14 protein-coding genes are annotated in these 14,756 nt (G+C 70.0%); 8 read left to right on the forward strand and 6 right to left on the reverse strand.

Annotated features, from left to right (window positions below):
- Positions 1-9: 9 nt before the first annotated feature.
- From ACFY0D_RS20270 to ACFY0D_RS20280, 3 genes are all read right to left on the reverse strand, one after another.
- The gene (locus tag ACFY0D_RS20270; RefSeq protein ID WP_390799533.1) at positions 10-870 is read right to left on the reverse strand and encodes a DUF4429 domain-containing protein; all 861 of its coding nucleotides are present in this window, start codon (positions 868-870) and stop codon (positions 10-12) included.
- 66 nt (positions 871-936) lie between these two features.
- Positions 937-2,088, reverse strand: a complete 1,152-nt coding sequence (locus tag ACFY0D_RS20275) for an alpha/beta hydrolase (protein WP_390799580.1) — start codon at positions 2,086-2,088, stop codon at positions 937-939.
- Between the two features lie 219 nt (positions 2,089-2,307).
- Positions 2,308-2,970 (reverse strand): TetR/AcrR family transcriptional regulator, encoded by a 663-nt coding sequence (locus tag ACFY0D_RS20280; RefSeq protein WP_390799534.1) that lies wholly within the window; start codon positions 2,968-2,970, stop codon positions 2,308-2,310.
- Positions 2,971-3,356: 386 nt separating this feature from the next.
- Between ACFY0D_RS20280 and ACFY0D_RS20285 the strand changes: the two genes are divergently transcribed.
- The gene (locus ACFY0D_RS20285) at positions 3,357-3,758 is read left to right on the forward strand and encodes a peptidase inhibitor family I36 protein (RefSeq protein WP_390799535.1); all 402 of its coding nucleotides are present in this window, start codon (positions 3,357-3,359) and stop codon (positions 3,756-3,758) included.
- On the opposite strand, the gene ACFY0D_RS20290 is transcribed toward ACFY0D_RS20285, so the two are convergent.
- Positions 3,739-4,572, reverse strand: a complete 834-nt coding sequence (locus tag ACFY0D_RS20290; RefSeq protein WP_390799536.1) for a potassium channel family protein — start codon at positions 4,570-4,572, stop codon at positions 3,739-3,741. The two genes, ACFY0D_RS20285 and ACFY0D_RS20290, sit on opposite strands and share 20 nt — an antisense overlap.
- A 91-nt stretch (positions 4,573-4,663) precedes the next feature.
- The gene (aceE, locus tag ACFY0D_RS20295) at positions 4,664-7,396 is read right to left on the reverse strand and encodes a pyruvate dehydrogenase (acetyl-transferring), homodimeric type (RefSeq protein WP_390799537.1); all 2,733 of its coding nucleotides are present in this window, start codon (positions 7,394-7,396) and stop codon (positions 4,664-4,666) included.
- Between the two features lie 459 nt (positions 7,397-7,855).
- Here aceE and ACFY0D_RS20300 point away from each other — a divergent pair, with 459 nt between their 5' ends.
- From ACFY0D_RS20300 to ACFY0D_RS20325, 6 genes are all read left to right on the forward strand, one after another.
- On the forward strand, positions 7,856-8,287 hold the full coding sequence (locus ACFY0D_RS20300; protein ID WP_314250818.1) for a DUF3052 domain-containing protein: 432 nt from the start codon (positions 7,856-7,858) through the stop codon (positions 8,285-8,287).
- Between the two features lie 161 nt (positions 8,288-8,448).
- On the forward strand, positions 8,449-8,907 hold the full coding sequence (locus tag ACFY0D_RS20305) for a peroxiredoxin (RefSeq protein ID WP_390799538.1): 459 nt from the start codon (positions 8,449-8,451) through the stop codon (positions 8,905-8,907).
- Between the two features lie 180 nt (positions 8,908-9,087).
- Positions 9,088-9,663, forward strand: coding sequence for a TerD family protein (locus ACFY0D_RS20310; protein ID WP_030715382.1), 576 nt, complete (start codon positions 9,088-9,090; stop codon positions 9,661-9,663).
- Positions 9,664-9,900: 237 nt separating this feature from the next.
- Positions 9,901-10,476, forward strand: coding sequence for a TerD family protein (locus ACFY0D_RS20315; RefSeq protein ID WP_030715379.1), 576 nt, complete (start codon positions 9,901-9,903; stop codon positions 10,474-10,476).
- Positions 10,477-10,501: 25 nt separating this feature from the next.
- Complete coding sequence (locus ACFY0D_RS20320; protein WP_390799539.1) at positions 10,502-11,617, forward strand: DUF475 domain-containing protein; 1,116 nt, start codon at positions 10,502-10,504, stop codon at positions 11,615-11,617.
- 122 nt (positions 11,618-11,739) lie between these two features.
- On the forward strand, positions 11,740-12,480 hold the full coding sequence (locus ACFY0D_RS20325) for a Tellurium resistance (protein WP_351149271.1): 741 nt from the start codon (positions 11,740-11,742) through the stop codon (positions 12,478-12,480).
- Between the two features lie 107 nt (positions 12,481-12,587).
- Here ACFY0D_RS20325 and ACFY0D_RS20330 read toward each other — a convergent pair whose 3' ends face one another.
- Positions 12,588-13,364: a TerD family protein gene (locus tag ACFY0D_RS20330; protein ID WP_390799540.1), complete on the reverse strand. Its 777-nt coding sequence runs from the start codon at positions 13,362-13,364 to the stop codon at positions 12,588-12,590.
- A gap of 194 nt (positions 13,365-13,558) precedes the next feature.
- On the opposite strand from ACFY0D_RS20330, the gene ACFY0D_RS20335 reads away from it, so the two are divergent.
- Entirely contained in the window at positions 13,559-14,725 is a 1,167-nt protein-coding gene (locus ACFY0D_RS20335) for an HpcH/HpaI aldolase/citrate lyase family protein (RefSeq protein ID WP_390799541.1), read from the forward strand.
- Positions 14,726-14,756 lie beyond the last annotated feature (31 nt).

Raw genomic sequence — 14,756 nt, forward strand, 5'->3', positions numbered from 1 at the left:
GGGCCCCGCTCAGAGCGACTCGGCGGCGAACCGGTCCCGCAGCGCCGCGTATTCCGCGTCCGTGAGCAGCCCCGCCGTGTGCAGCTCGCTCAGGTGCCGCAGCCGGTCGTCGCCGGAGCGGGCCCGTGGCACGGAGGCGACCGGGGTACGGGCGCGCAGGGCGGCCAGGACGGCCGCGGCGAACGGCAGCGAGTCGTGCACCGCCCCGTAGCCCGTGCCGAAGACGGCCGCCGCCAGGTCGTGGTCCGGGCGGGGGTCACCGGTGGTGTCCCGCAGCAGCAGCCGCAGGTGCCCGCCGGGGCCCTCGGGGGAGCTCCACTCGACGCCGGTGAGCGCGGCCAGCGGGAAGCGCTGGTCGCCCGCCTTCCACTTGGTGCTGGAGGCGCCCGTACGGGACCACTGGAAGGTGATCGCCGAGCCGTCGAAGCCCACCCGGGCGTCGTACGCCTTCAGGTGCAGCGGCGGCTGCGGCACGTCGACGAGGAAGTGCTCGGACGGCTCGGCGGCGTCCGGCCCGAGCCGGGACCGCAGCTCGTCGGCGAACGCCGTGGCGGCCGGCGCCCGGTCACCCGGCAGCACCAGCCGGTACGGGTCGCAGGCCTCCTTGAGCTGCCCGGCGGCGGCCTCCATCAGCGGATCCGCGCCCGGCCGCGGCAGGGCACGCAGAACCACCGTGTCCCGCTTGTTGCCGGTCACGGTCACGGTCACGGCGGACACCGCTTCGAGGGGGATCCGGCGCGAGCCCAGGGCATGCCAGAGTCGTGGCAGCCTCGGCGTTCTGATCCCCCGTGCGAAGCGGATGAGCACCGAGTCCGAGTCGAACTCCCAGACGGCATGATTTCCGGCCAGTACGTCACCCATGCGGCACATCGTAAACGGCGGTGCCCCCGCGCGTCCCCCCGGTTGCGGGGACCGATTTCCGCGCCTCTACGCGCGTCAGTCCTGCTCTGTCCCGGAAATCCCGCGCCGGCACGCATCGTTCCCGGTCGCACAGACAACGGAAGCGAAGGCGCCGGTTCCGATCTTGGCGAAGTTGTCCATCGAGTCCGTACCTGGCGCGAAATAGCCGGTGTGGCTCTTGGCCCGGGCCGAGGACAGCAGCCGCGCGCCGAACGCCGGGGAGACCGGATCGGCGCCGTGGCCCAGACCGCCGACCTCCAGGTGCGGTACGTCCGCGATCCAGTCGCCCTCGTCGCGCGTCGCCCAGACCCGCGCCGAGGTGTGCAGCCCGGCGACGTTCTCCGCGCGCATCCCGGGGCTGCCCGCCACCACCACGTCGGTGACCCGGCGCGGCAGCTCGTGCGCCGCGACCCCGCAGACCACCGATCCGTAGCTGTGGCAGAACAGCGCCACGCTCGCGTCCCCGGGCAGGGCCGTGGTGAGGGACTTCAGCAGGACGGCGCCGTCGACGGCCATGCGGCCCGTGGCGGCGTCCACACCGATGCCGGTGGGGGCGGTGTAGCCGGCCCAGGCGATGACCGCCGTCCGGCTGTCCGGCTCGGCCGCCCGCTGGGCCTCGTACAGGGACTCGGCCATGCCGACCGGGGAGGTCAGCCGGCGCTGGGTGCGCTCGAAGGTGAGCACGTCGGTGTCGACACCGGGGACGATCACCGAGACCCGCTCGGCCCCGGCGAGGTCACCGAAGACCTCGGCCACGCGGCCGTTGCCGCTCGGGTCGAAGGCGAGGATCTGGCGGCCCGGCCCGGTGAGCGAGGCGAAGCGGTGGGAGCGCCGGATGGCCGTGGACCGGTCGGCAGGGGTCAGCGCGACATCGTGGCTGCGGGCCTCCTCGACCCGGCGGGCCTGCTCCAGGCCCTGCTGGTTCGCCCGGTAGCGGACGGCCGCGGGGGCCCCGTCGAGGTTGCCCACGACGAGCGGATAGCCGTCGGCGAGCCGGGCGCGCTGGGCACCGTCGAGGCCCGCGAAGAAACGGGCCACCGTCCGTGCGGGAGCGTCCGCGGCGGGCACCGGGCGGCCGTCGATCCGGGCCTTGGCCCAGGCGCCGAGGGCTGCGACCCGCAGCGGGGTGTCCTTCTCGGGCCGGTGCACGGCCGTCCAGCCGGTGGTCGCCAGCATGATGAAGACCACCGCCAGCGCGAGCAGGGCACGCAAAGCGGCAGGGCGCGGGTCGGCGCCGAGGGCGGTGGGGTGGGCAAGGCCGGGCAGGTTCACTGTGACCAGCGTATGAGACGTCTTACGCCGCAGACGTGCCGGGTGACAGGACTCACGGCCGACCGTGGGACTCCGTGAGGCCCGGTCGGAGGACCCGCGGGCGCGTCGGCGGACCGGACGGCGCGGGCCGACGGGCTACGCGGACCCGCGCCAACTGGAGGTCAGCGCCGGGCCGATCCGGTCGAGGTAGCTCTCCGTCAGTCGCCGGATCGACTCCACACTGGTGTCCTCGCCCTGCCCCCAGAGCCGCCCCGTGACGCGCATCACGCCGCAGAACGCGGCGACCGCGACCCGCGGCCTCGGGTCGGCGTCCACGTCCAGTCCCTCGCGGGCGCCGATCAGCCGGGAGATCCGTTCCTCCAGCTCCGTGGAGCGCCGCAGGTGCACGGCGAGCAGGGCCGGGGTGGACTCGATCAACCGGTAGCTGCGCATGTAGAGATCGACCGGGACCACCTCGGACAGGGCCAGCTCGACGCTGTCCCAGGCCGCGAGCGCCGCACCCCGCAGGGCCTCGAAGGGCCCCTCGGCCGCCGGCCGGGCGTGCAGCTCGGCGACGAACCGCGACTCGACCAGCTCCTGGAGGGCGAAGACGACCTCCTCCTTGTTGGCGAAGTAGCGGAAGAAGGTGCGCTGGGACACGTGCACGGCGTCGGTGATCTCGTCGACGGTGGTGCGCTCGTACCCCTGGGAGAGGAACAGCAGGAGGGCGGCGCGCAGCAGCGCGTTCCGGGTGCGCCGTTTCTTGCGTTCGCGCAGTCCGGTCACCGGCGCGGCCGTCGCCGACCGCTCGTCGGTCATCACCGCGGGGCTCCCTTCTGACGCCGAGTGGGCGGTCAGCGTACCGGTGACCGACGGGGTGGCGACCGCTGCGTTAAGCCGTTTGCGACGCGCCGTCCGAGGTCCTCGGCCGGCCCGCGGGAGCGCTCGCGCATGACACGTTCGGGTGCGGGCCGGGCCCGGCCCGCACCCCGGCCGGGGCGGCCGCGGGCCCGGCCCCACGGCTCCCGGAGGCGTCAACTCCGTACGTACCAAGGCCATGCCGGAGGGTTCCGCCGGGGCTGTCGCCTATCCGGGTGGACCCGTCCGGGGCCTCTTCCGCCCGCCCGTCGCCGCAGGTCAGCGTGGTCTCGGCGGAGCTTTCGGAAACGGTCCGGTGCCCGCCGTCCACAAGGAGTTGACCCGTCATGCGTACGTGTCGAAATGCCCGCGCCACCACCACGACCACCCTCGCCGCGGCCGTCCTGGCCCTCACCGCCCTCATCCCGAGTACGGCCACCACGGCGCACGCCGCGGGCCCGCCGACCCTCGGGGCCTGCGCGACCGGGCAGCTGTGCCTGTGGGCGAAACCGGAGTTCAAGGGAGCGCGGCAGACGCACGAGCTGAGCAACCTGGACATCAACAGCTGCACCGCGCTGCCGGCCGGGACCAGCGCCCAGTCGCTCACCAACCGCACCGGGCGCCCGGTGACCACCTACCAGTCGGCCGAGTGCGCGGAGACGGGCGAGTTCCAGACCTATCCGGGCGACGGGGTCTGGCTGCCCCAGTCGCCCTACCAGGTGCGGGCGTTCAAGGTGTGGGAGAGGTAGCTTCCCGCTGCGCCGGGGCGTTCGGCGGGCCGGCCACGGTCGTGGTCGCGGTCGCGGTCGTGATCGAGGCCACGGCTGCGGCCGGGGCCGTGGTGCCGCCCAGCCGGGCGACCTCGCCGCGCAGCGCCCGTACCTCGTCCTGCAGTTCCCGGATGGCCGCCAGCTGGAGCATGTCCGCCCGGTCGTCGCGTTCGAAGCGGGAGATGAACCACGCGGCGATGTTGGCGGTCACCACACCGAGCAGGGCGATCCCCGACAGCATCAGACCGACGGCCAGGACCCGGCCGAGGCCGGTGGTGGGCGAATGGTCCCCGTACCCGACCGTCGTCATCGTGGTGAAGGACCACCACACGGCGTCGCCCAGGTTCTTGATGTTCCCGTCGGGGGCGTCCCGCTCCACGCTGAGCACCGCCAGCGAGCCGAACATCAGCAGCCCCACGACGGCCCCGGCCACATACGTCGTCAGCTGGATCTGCGGAGCCATCCGGGCCCGCCGGCCCACCAGCATCAAGGTGGCGACCAGCCGCAGCAGGCGCAGCGGCTGCACGAGCGGAAGCACCACGGCGGCCAGGTCCAGCCAGTGGGTCCGGACGAAGTGCTTGCGGTCCGCCGCGAGGGCGAGGCGGACCAGGTAGTCCACGGCGAAGGCCCCCCACACCACCCATTCGACGTGCGTGCAGGCCCGGTGCACCTCCGCACGCGCGTCGGGGGCGACGATGGGCACGGCGTACGCCACGGCGAAAGCCACGGCGAGCAGGAGCAGCGGGGTCTGGCTCCGCCGCTCCCACAGCAGCTGGCGGGAGGGTTCCTTCATGCCGAGCATCGTAAGGAATCCGTAAAGGGGAGCGGGCCCCGGCCGAAGCCGGGACCCGCCCGCCGCTGTGGTCCGTCCCGCCGCGCGGCGACTACGCGTCGCCGCCCGCAGCGCCCGGGTCCGCCGCCGTCACGTCCAGCAGCTGGTACCGGTCGATCGCCTGCTTCAGCATCGAGCGGTCGATCTTCCCCGCCCGGGCGAGCTCGGTGAGCGTCGCCAGGACCACCGACTGGGCGTCGATGTGGAAGAAGCGGCGCGCGGCGCCACGGGTGTCCGCGAAGCCGAAGCCGTCCGCGCCCAGCGAGGTGTACGCACCCGGCACCCACCGCGAGATCTGGTCCGGAACCGCACGCATCCAGTCCGAGACCGCCACGAACGGCCCCTCCGCACCCGACAGCTTCCGCGTCACGTACGGGACGCGCTGCTCCTCCTCCGGGTGGAGCAGGTTGTGCTGCTCCACCTCGACCGCCTCGCGGCGCAGCTCGTTCCAGGAGGTCGCCGACCAGACGTCCGCCCGGACGCCCCAGTCGGCCGCCAGGATCCGCTGCGCCTCCAGCGCCCACGGCACCGCCACGCCCGAGGCCATCAGCTGCGCCCCGATCGTGCCCGCGGTGCCCTGCGACACGCGGTGGATGCCCTTGAGGATGCCGTCCACGTCGACGTCCGCCGGCTCGGCCGGGTGCTGGATCGGCTCGTTGTAGACGGTCAGGTAGTAGAAGACGTCCTCCGCCTCCGGGCCGTACATCCGCCGCAGACCGTCCTTGACGATGTGCGCGATCTCGTAGCCGTAGGCCGGGTCGTACGCCACGCAGCCCGGGTTCGTCGAGGCCAGCAGCTGGGAGTGACCGTCGGCGTGCTGGAGGCCCTCACCCGTGAGGGTGGTCCGTCCGGCGGTCGCGCCGAGGACGAAACCGCGCGCGAGCTGGTCGGCCATCTGCCAGAACTGGTCACCCGTGCGCTGGAAACCGAACATCGAGTAGAAGACGTAGACCGGGATCAGCGGCTCGCCGTGCGTCGCGTACGCCGAACCCGCGGCGATCAGCGAGGCCGTGCAGCCCGCCTCCGAGATGCCGTCGTGCAGCATCTGGCCGGTCGGGGACTCCTTGTACGCGAGCAGCAGGTCGCGGTCGACCGCCTCGTACTGCTGGCCCAGCGGGTTGTAGATCTTGGCGCTCGGGAAGAAGGCGTCCATACCGAAGGTGCGGTACTCGTCGGGCGCGATCAGCACGAAGCGCTTGCCGATCTCCTTGTCCCGCATCAGGTCCTTCAGGATGCGGACGAAGGCCATGGTCGTGGCGATCGACTGCTGCCCGGACCCCTTCCTGGCGGCCGCGTACGTCGTGTCGTCCGGCAGCTGCAGCGGCTTCGCGCGCACCACGCGGGTCGGCACGTACCCGCCCAGCGCGCTGCGCTGGTCGTGCATGTACTGGATCTCGGGGGAGTTCGGGCCCGGGTGGTAGTACGGCGGGGCCCCGCCCTCCAGCTGCGCGTCCGTGATCGGGATGTGCAGACGGTCGCGGAAGCGCTTGAGGTCGTCGACCGTCAGCTTCTTCATCTGGTGCGTCGCGTTGCGGCCCTCGAAGTTCGGGCCGAGCGTCCAGCCCTTGACCGTCTGGGCCAGGATCACCGTCGGCTGGCCCTTGTGGGCCTTGGCCGCCGCGTACGCCGCGTAGACCTTCTTGTGGTCGTGACCGCCGCGGCCCAGGTGCTGGATCTGCTGGTCGGACATGTTCTCGACCATCGCGCGCAGCCGCTGGTCGCCGCCGAAGAAGTGCTCGCGGATGTACGCGCCGGACTCGGTGGCGTACGTCTGGAACTGCCCGTCGGGCGTGGAGTTCATCTTGTTGACGAGGATGCCGTCGCGGTCCTGGGCCAGCAGCGGGTCCCAGGAGCGGTCCCAGATCAGCTTGATGACGTTCCAGCCGGCGCCGCGGAAGATCGACTCCAGCTCCTGGATGATCTTGCCGTTGCCGCGCACCGGGCCGTCGAGGCGCTGCAGGTTGCAGTTGACGACGAAGGTCAGGTTGTCCAGACCCTCCCGGGCCGCGATCGACAGCTGGCCCAGCGACTCCGGCTCGTCCATCTCGCCGTCGCCGAGATACGCCCAGACGTGGGACTTGGAGGTGTCGGCGATACCGCGCGCCTCCATGTACCGGTTCATCCGTGCCTGGTAGATCGCCCCGAGCGGACCGAGGCCCATCGAGACGGTCGGGAACTCCCAGAAGTCCGGCATCAGCCGCGGGTGCGGGTAGCTCGAAAGGCCGTACGGGGCCTTCGACTTCTCCTGGCGGAAGGAGTCGAGCTGCTGCTCGGTGAGCCGGTCCAGGAGGTAGGCGCGGGCGTAGATGCCGGGGGAGGCGTGACCCTGGAAGAAGATCTGGTCGCCGCCGTCGCCCTCGTCCTTGCCCCGGAAGAAGTGGTTGAAGCCCACGTCGTAGAGGGAGGCGGAGGAGGCGAACGTGGCGATGTGGCCGCCGACGCCGATACCGGGACGCTGGGCGCGCGAGACCATGACGGCCGCGTTCCACCGGGTGGCGTTGAGGACCTTGCGCTCGATCTCCTCGTTGCCGGGGAAGAACGGCTCGTCCCGGGTGGCGATCGTGTTGACGTAGTCCGTGCTGCGCATCTCCGGCACGGCCACGCGCTTCTCGCGGGCCCGCTCGATCAGCCGCAGCATCAGGTAACGGGCCCGTTCACGGCCCCGCTCGTCGACTGCGGCGTCGAGGGAGTCGAGCCACTCCTGCGTCTCCTCCGGATCGAAGTCCGGGACCTGACTCGGCAGGCCGCCAATGATGATCGGATTGCGATCGGATGCGGAAGCCACGCTGTTCCTTCGCTGTCGGGGGAGTCGTGCCTTGGGTTCGCCGCCTCCCATGCTCTTACGCTGGGCCGAAATCTTCATCTTTACCACCGGGTAATCCCCGGAAACCGCAGGGAACCCGGGAGGGAAGGATCGGCGGGGATCCGTCGCGAGTCCGGCCAAACCGCAACCTTACGCCCAAGACGGGCACCGACTTCGTAAGACCGTTCGTCCCTCAAACAGGTAGGAAAGTCCTCAAGCGTCGACGATGATGCCGAATGAGCTGGAATGGTGTGGGATGAATCACGAGAGGTGCACACGGGAAGGCTGAAAGTTGCGGCGAGACGGCCGCAATCGTCACCGTTTCGACGGTCTCGGCGGCCGGGTACTTGCGCGATCCGCCGCGCCCGTGTGGACTACGCCCAATGCTGCGCGTACGCGCGCCGCCGAAGACATTCACCGAACATGAGCAGGAGGCACCCCGTGAGCGCGACCGCGGACCACGCGGAGAGCCTGGCCGCCCGGCTGGGTTTCCAGTCCGAACAGGTGGTCCAGGAGATCGGCTACGACGAAGACGTCGATCAGGAATTCCGTGAGTCCATCCAGGACCACATCAGCAACGACCTCGTCGACGAGGACTTCGACGACGTTGCCGACGCGGTGCTGCTGTGGTTCCGGGAGGAAGACGGCGATCTGACTGACACGCTGGTCGACGCCACAGAGCTGGTCGAGGACGGCGCACTGATCCTGCTGCTGACCCCCAAGACGGGCCGCCCCGGCTACGTCGAGGCCAGCGACATCAGCGAGGCCGCCGAGACCGCCGGCCTTTCGCAGACCCGGAGCATCAGTGTCGGTAAGGAGTGGGCCGCCACCAAGCTGGTGACGCCCAAGACCGCCGCCAAGTCCAAGCGCTGAGCCGCGCCCGCTGCCGAGCGGACACGCTTCCACACCCCGCCGACCAGGTGACCCCGGTCTGCGGGGTGTGTGCGTTCCATGACCTGCCCACGTCCAGGGCCTAGTCTGTGACTCACCCGAACAGCCCAACGCGGGGATGCGGGAACGAAGGGATGCGAGAGATGGCGATCGAGGTCGGCGACAAGGCCCCGGACTTCGAGCTCAAGGACAACCACGGCGCCACCGTGCGGCTCTCCGACTTCCGGGGCGAGAAGGCAGTGGTGCTGCTCTTCTACCCGTTCGCCTTCACCGGCGTCTGCACCGGCGAGCTCTGCGAGCTGCGCGACCAGCTCCCGCGCTTCCAGAACGACGACGTGCAGCTCCTGGCCGTCTCCAACGACTCCGTGCCCACCCTGCGGGTCTTCGGGGAGCAGGAGGGCCTGGAGTACCCGCTGCTGTCGGACTTCTGGCCGCACGGACAGACCTCGCGCGCCTACGGCGTCTTCGACGAGGACAAGGGATGCGCGGTCCGCGGCACCTTCATCATCGACAAGGAGGGCGTCGTGCGCTGGACTGTCGTCAACGGACTGCCCGACGCGCGTGACCTGAACGAGTACATCAAGGCACTCGACAGTCTCTGAGCGCGCCCGAGCGGGCCGTACACGCATTTTCCCTGCGAAAACCGCTTACAGGCGGGAACCCGTCACTAGGATCGAAACGTTGATCCGGTAGCTCCTCCGGTCACGGCCGGGAGGGCCCCCGCACGACGGGGCACCGCACGACGGGGCACCGCCCCACACACAGAACCCAATGGAGGACCCGTGGGAGTCAGCCTCAGCAAGGGCGGCAACGTCTCGCTGACCAAGGCCGCGCCTAACCTGACGGCGGTCATCGTCGGTCTGGGCTGGGATGCTCGCACCACCACCGGTGTCGACTTCGACCTCGACGCCAGCGCGATCCTGACCAGCGACCAGGGCAAGGTCACCAGCGACGCGAACTTCGTCTTCTTCAACAACCTGAAGAGCCCCGACGGCTCGGTGGAGCACACCGGTGACAACACCACCGGTGAGGGCGAGGGCGACGACGAGGCGATCAAGGTCAACCTGGCCGGCGTTCCGGCCGACGTCGCCAAGATCGTCTTCCCGGTCTCGATCTACGAGGCCGAGAGCCGCCAGCAGAGCTTCGGCCAGGTCCGCAACGCGTACATCCGCGTGGTGAACCAGGCCGACAACAGCGAGCTCGCCCGTTACGACCTCTCCGAGGACGCCTCGACCGAGACCGCCATGGTCTTCGGCGAGCTGTACCGCAACGGTGCGGAGTGGAAGTTCCGCGCCATCGGCCAGGGTTACGCATCGGGCCTGCGCGGCATCGCGCAGGACTTCGGCGTCAACGTCTGAGCCTGAGAGCAGTCCGTCCGTCCGGCGCCGTGCACTGTGTGTACGGCGCCGGACCGGCTTTACCCGCGGAGACCGCCGCGGGCGGCACACCGCACCACAGGCACAGCGCACCACCGGCACAGCGCACGCAGCACCACGGCACACAGCAACACCGCACCACACCCGCCACACCGCACCACACCCGCCACACCGGCACATCGCCGTACCGCCACACCGTCGTCCGGGGAGGACCACAACATGGGCGTCACACTCGCCAAGGGGGGCAATGTCTCCCTCTCCAAGGCCGCACCGAACCTCACCAGGGTTCTGATCGGTCTCGGATGGGACGCGCGCTCGACCACGGGAGCCGACTTCGACCTCGACGCCAGCGCGCTGCTCTGCAACAGCGGCCGGGTGCTGGGGGACGAGTACTTCGTCTTCTACAACAACCTGAAGAGCCCCGACGGCTCCGTCGAACACACAGGGGACAACCTCACCGGCGAGGGTGAAGGCGACGACGAGTCGATCATCATCGACCTCACCAAGGTGCCGGCGGCCGTGGACAAGATCGTCTTCCCGGTCTCGATCCACGACGCGGACTCCCGCCGGCAGAGCTTCGGCCAGGTCAGCAATGCCTTCATCCGTGTGGTGAACCAGGCCGACGGCCAGGAACTGGCCCGCTACGACCTGTCCGAGGACGCGTCCAGCGAAACCGCGATGATCTTCGGCGAGGTCTACCGGTACGGGGGTGAATGGAAGTTCCGTGCGGTGGGGCAGGGGTACGCGTCGGGGCTCCGAGGCATCGCTCTAGACTTCGGGGTCAACGTTTCGTAAAGCCGTACAAGACGATGGGGTGCCAGTGGTTCTCAAAACCTTCGGCTGGTCGTTCGCAATCACTGCGCTCGGTCTGGTCGCAGCGGTGTTCTACGGGGGGTGGCAGGCCTTCGGTATCGTCGCGATCCTGTCGGTCCTCGAGATCTCGCTGTCTTTCGACAACGCGGTGGTCAACGCCGGAATCCTGAAGAAGATGAATGCCTTCTGGCAGAAGATCTTCCTCACCGTCGGCGTCCTGATCGCGGTCTTCGGCATGCGACTGGTCTTCCCCGTTGTGATCGTCGCGATCAGCGCCAAGATCGGGCCCATCGAGGCCGTCGACCTGGCTCTCTCCGACAAGGACATGTACGAGCAGCTGGTGACGGACGCCCACCCGTCCATCGCCGCCTTCGGTGGCATGTTCCTGCTGATGATCTTCCTCGACTTCATCTTCGAGGACCGTGACATCAAGTGGCTCGCCTGGCTGGAGCGTCCGCTCGCGAAGCTCGGCAAGATCGACATGCTCTCCGCCTGCATCGCGCTGATCGTCCTGGTCGTCGCCTCGATGACCGTGGGGGCCAACGCCCACCAGCACGGTGGCATCCACGTGGACAAGGCGCAGACCGTCCTGATCTCGGGTGTCCTCGGCCTGATCACCTACATGATCGTCGGCGGCCTCTCCGGCTACTTCGAGAACAAGCTGGAGGAAGAGGAGGAAGCCGAGCACGAGGCCGAGGAAGAGGCCAAGAAGAGCGGCAAGCCCGTCTCGGCCGTCGCCATGGCCGGCAAGGCCGCCTTCTTCATGTTCCTCTACCTCGAAGTCCTCGACGCCTCCTTCTCCTTCGACGGGGTCATCGGCGCCTTCGCCATCACCAACGACATCGTGCTCATGGCCCTGGGCCTCGGCATCGGCGCCATGTACGTCCGTTCGCTGACGGTCTACCTGGTCCGCCAGGGCACCCTCGACGACTACGTGTACCTGGAGCACGGCGCGCACTACGCCATCGGCGCGCTCGCCGCGATCCTGCTCGTCACCATCCAGTACGAGATCAACGAGATCATCACCGGTCTCGTCGGCGTGCTGCTCATCGGATGGTCCTTCTGGTCCTCGGTGCGCCGCAACAAGCGCATGGAACTGGAGGGTTCCACCGCCGAGGCATGACCGCGGCGGTAATGCGGAACGCTCCATTGCGGGGCGGTCCACCGGGTCCGAGGACCTGGCGGGCCGCCCCGCTTCCGTAGGCTCAGGGCGATCAGGGGATCAGGGGACCAGGGGGGTAGGGGATGGGCTTCTTCGACGGCATCATGGGCAGCCGGGCCGTGCAGTTCCAGTCGGGCAGTGCCTCGTCGAACGCGATCGAGCTGACCAAGCGGCATGCGACGGTGTCGCTGACCAAACAGGGGGCCGTCCACGGCAACCTGCGCGTGAATCTGTCCTGGCGCATGCGCACCTCGGACATCGGAGGCCGCTCCGGCCAGAGCGGCCAGCTCTTCCGGCACCCGTTCAAGCTGTTCAAGCCGGACATGGTGCAGGCGCACACCCAGGGCATGGTCAACGTCGACCTCGACATGGGCTGCCTGTACGAGCTGACGGACGGTACCCGCGGCGCCGTGCAGCCGCTGGGGAACCTGCTGGGCGACCTCAACGACCCGCCGTACGTCAAGCTCAGCGGGGACGACCGGTTCGGCTCGGCGTCGGGGGAGACCCTCTACGTCAACCTCGACCACGCCGACGAGATCAAGCGGCTGCTGGTCTTCGTCTACATCTACGACCAGACCCCGGCCTTCGACCGGACGCACGCCATGGTGACCCTCTACCCCGTCACGGGGCCGCGGATCGAGATCCCGCTGGACGAGCGGCACCCGCAGGCCCGCTCCTGCGCGGTCGTCTCCCTGGAGAAGGTCAAGGGCGAGCTCGTGGTCCGGCGCGAGGTGAAGTTCGTGTACGGGTTCCAGGCCGAGCTGGACCGGCTGTACGGCTGGGGGCTCCAGTGGGGGCGGGGCTACAAGAGCACCAAGAGCTGACCGGGACCCCGGGACGGGTGATCGTCCGCGGGGCCCTCGGCCCGGCGCCGGCACCGGCGCCGACATCGGGGTCGGTGGAGTCGGCTGGTTCAGCCGTTTCGGCTGCGTCAGCGGCGGATGAACTGCGGGCCCTGCACCGGCAGCCGGAAGGACGGATCGCCGCCCGGACCCGGCACCGGGGCCGGGGACACCGGCTGCGGGTACCCGTAGGCGGGCTGGACGGGCGGCGGGGCCTGCGTGGGCGGGGCCATCATCGCCGTCTGCTCGGAAGCGGGCCCGGAGTCGGGACCGGCGCCGGCGCCGACGCCGGCCGCGGGGGCCGCCTCGGCCGCGGCGGCGTTCTCGTCGACCGAGATCCCGTGGTCGGTCGCGAGCCCCACCAGTCCGTCGGAGTAACCCTCGCCGAGCGCCCGGAACTTCCACCCCTCACCCCGCCGGTACAGCTCCCCGCAGATCAGCGCCGTCTCGGCGCCGGTCTCGGGCCGTACGTCGAAGTAGGCCAGCGGTTCGGAGCCGCCGGTCGCGGTGGCGTCGTAGAGGAGGATCCGCAGGTCGTGGACCCGCTGGAACGGGACATCCTCGGCGGAGGCGACCACCAGGATCCGGTCCACCGTGGGCGTCACCGTGCGCAGGTCCGCCTGGACGGCGTCGGTGATCGCGTCACCGATCTGCTTCTTGCCGAGCCGCCAGACGGCCCCCGAGGGGTGCCGGGGCTGGTTGTAGAAGACGAAGTCCTCGTCCGAACGCACCCGGCCGTCCGGGCCGACGAGCAGTGCCGAGGCGTCCACGTCCGGCACCTCGGGGCCGCCGGTCCAGCGCAGCACCGCCCGGACCGCCACGGCGGCCACCGGGATGTTCGAGCCCTTCTGCATCGCGTGCGTCATGCACGTCATCCTGCCCTCCCGGGGTGGACAGGGACAATGCGGCCCCCCGTAGGGCCTTGTCTCGAACGCGAGACCTGGGCATGGTGCAAGAGGGTTACCTGAACTTCATGTGCTTGAGGAACTCTTGACTCACGTTCGTACGTACTATTACCGGCCATGCCAGTTGGGCCGCGGAGGCAGTACGGGGGAAGCACATGCGTCACTTTGGGCACATATCGCCCGCCGTCCGTAAGGACCTCTTCCACCAGGAACCGGCGGAATTCACCGGAGCCTCGCCCTCCCGCGTCCTCGCGGCCGCGCTGGGCGCCACCCTCTACAGCCCGGCCACCCGGCCCACGCTCGCGGCCGACATCCGCAAGCAGGCCGGCCGCGGAGTCGTCTCGATGGTCCTCTGCCTGGAGGATTCCATCAGCGACGGCGATGTCGCCGGAGCCGAGGAGAACCTCGTCCGGCACTTCTCCGAGCTCGACGCCGACGGCGCGGAGCTCCCGCTGCTCTTCATCCGCGTCCGCACGCCCGAGCAGATACCCGACCTGGTGCGCCGGCTGGGCGGCTCCGTGCGCCGACTGGCCGGATTCGTACTCCCGAAATTCGACGAGAACCGCGGGATCGCCTTCCTCGAAGCCGTCGCCGAGGCGGAGGCCGTCAGCGGACTGGCCCGCCTGTATGCCATGCCGGTCCTGGAGACCCCGGACCTCCTCCACCTCGAAACCCGCGTCGAGGCCCTCGCCGGCATCTCCCGCACGGTCAACAGCCACCGCGAGCGTGTCCTGGCGCTGAGGCTCGGCGTGACCGACTTCTGCTCGGCCTACGGCCTGCGGCGCACGCCCGACATGACCGCCTACGACGTCCAGATCGTGGCGGGCGTCATCGCGGACGTCGTCAACGTCCTCAGCCGGGCCGACGGCACCGGCTTCACGGTGACCGGGCCCGTCTGGGAGTACTTCCGCAGCCAGCAGCGCCTCTTCAAGCCCCAGCTGCGCCGCAGCCCCTTCCTGGAGGAGGGCGTGGAGGAACTGCGCACCGCCCTGATCGAGCACGACCTGGACGGACTGCTGCGCGAGATCGAGCTGGACCGGGCCAACGGGCTGCTTGGCAAGACCTGCATCCACCCCGCCCACGTCACGCCCGTGCACGCGCTGTCGGTGGTCTCGCACGAGGAGTTCTGCGACGCCCAGGACATCCTGCGGCCCGAGCGCGGCGGCGGCGGCGTGATGCGTTCCGCCTACACGAACAAGATGAACGAGGTGAAGCCCCACCGGGCCTGGGCCGAGCGCACCATGCTGCGCGCCGAGGTCTTCGGTGTGGCGAAGGAGGAGGTCGGCTTCGTCGACCTGCTCACGGCCGGGCTCCAGGTGTGAGCACGCCCGCGCGGACGCCGGCCCAGGCACG

Source organism: Streptomyces sp. NPDC001502 (assembly GCF_042894785.1).
GTDB classification, from domain to species: domain Bacteria; phylum Actinomycetota; class Actinomycetes; order Streptomycetales; family Streptomycetaceae; genus Streptomyces; species Streptomyces kutzneri.

What these genes read in the sequence shown, in the direction of transcription:
- ACFY0D_RS20270 (WP_390799533.1), bottom strand. Translation starts at nt 870, where the DNA reads ATGTGCCGCATGGGTGACGTACTGGCCGGAAATCATGCCGTCTGGGAG.
- ACFY0D_RS20280 (WP_390799534.1), bottom strand. Translation starts at nt 2,970, where the DNA reads ATGACCGACGAGCGGTCGGCGACGGCCGCGCCGGTGACCGGACTGCGC.
- ACFY0D_RS20285 (WP_390799535.1), top strand. Translation starts at nt 3,357, where the DNA reads ATGCGTACGTGTCGAAATGCCCGCGCCACCACCACGACCACCCTCGCC.
- ACFY0D_RS20290 (WP_390799536.1), bottom strand. Translation starts at nt 4,572, where the DNA reads ATGAAGGAACCCTCCCGCCAGCTGCTGTGGGAGCGGCGGAGCCAGACC.
- ACFY0D_RS20305 (WP_390799538.1), top strand. Translation starts at nt 8,449, where the DNA reads ATGGCGATCGAGGTCGGCGACAAGGCCCCGGACTTCGAGCTCAAGGAC.
- ACFY0D_RS20315 (WP_030715379.1), top strand. Translation starts at nt 9,901, where the DNA reads ATGGGCGTCACACTCGCCAAGGGGGGCAATGTCTCCCTCTCCAAGGCC.
- ACFY0D_RS20325 (WP_351149271.1), top strand. Translation starts at nt 11,740, where the DNA reads ATGGGCTTCTTCGACGGCATCATGGGCAGCCGGGCCGTGCAGTTCCAG.
- ACFY0D_RS20330 (WP_390799540.1), bottom strand. Translation starts at nt 13,364, where the DNA reads ATGACGCACGCGATGCAGAAGGGCTCGAACATCCCGGTGGCCGCCGTG.
- ACFY0D_RS20335 (WP_390799541.1), top strand. Translation starts at nt 13,559, where the DNA reads ATGCGTCACTTTGGGCACATATCGCCCGCCGTCCGTAAGGACCTCTTC.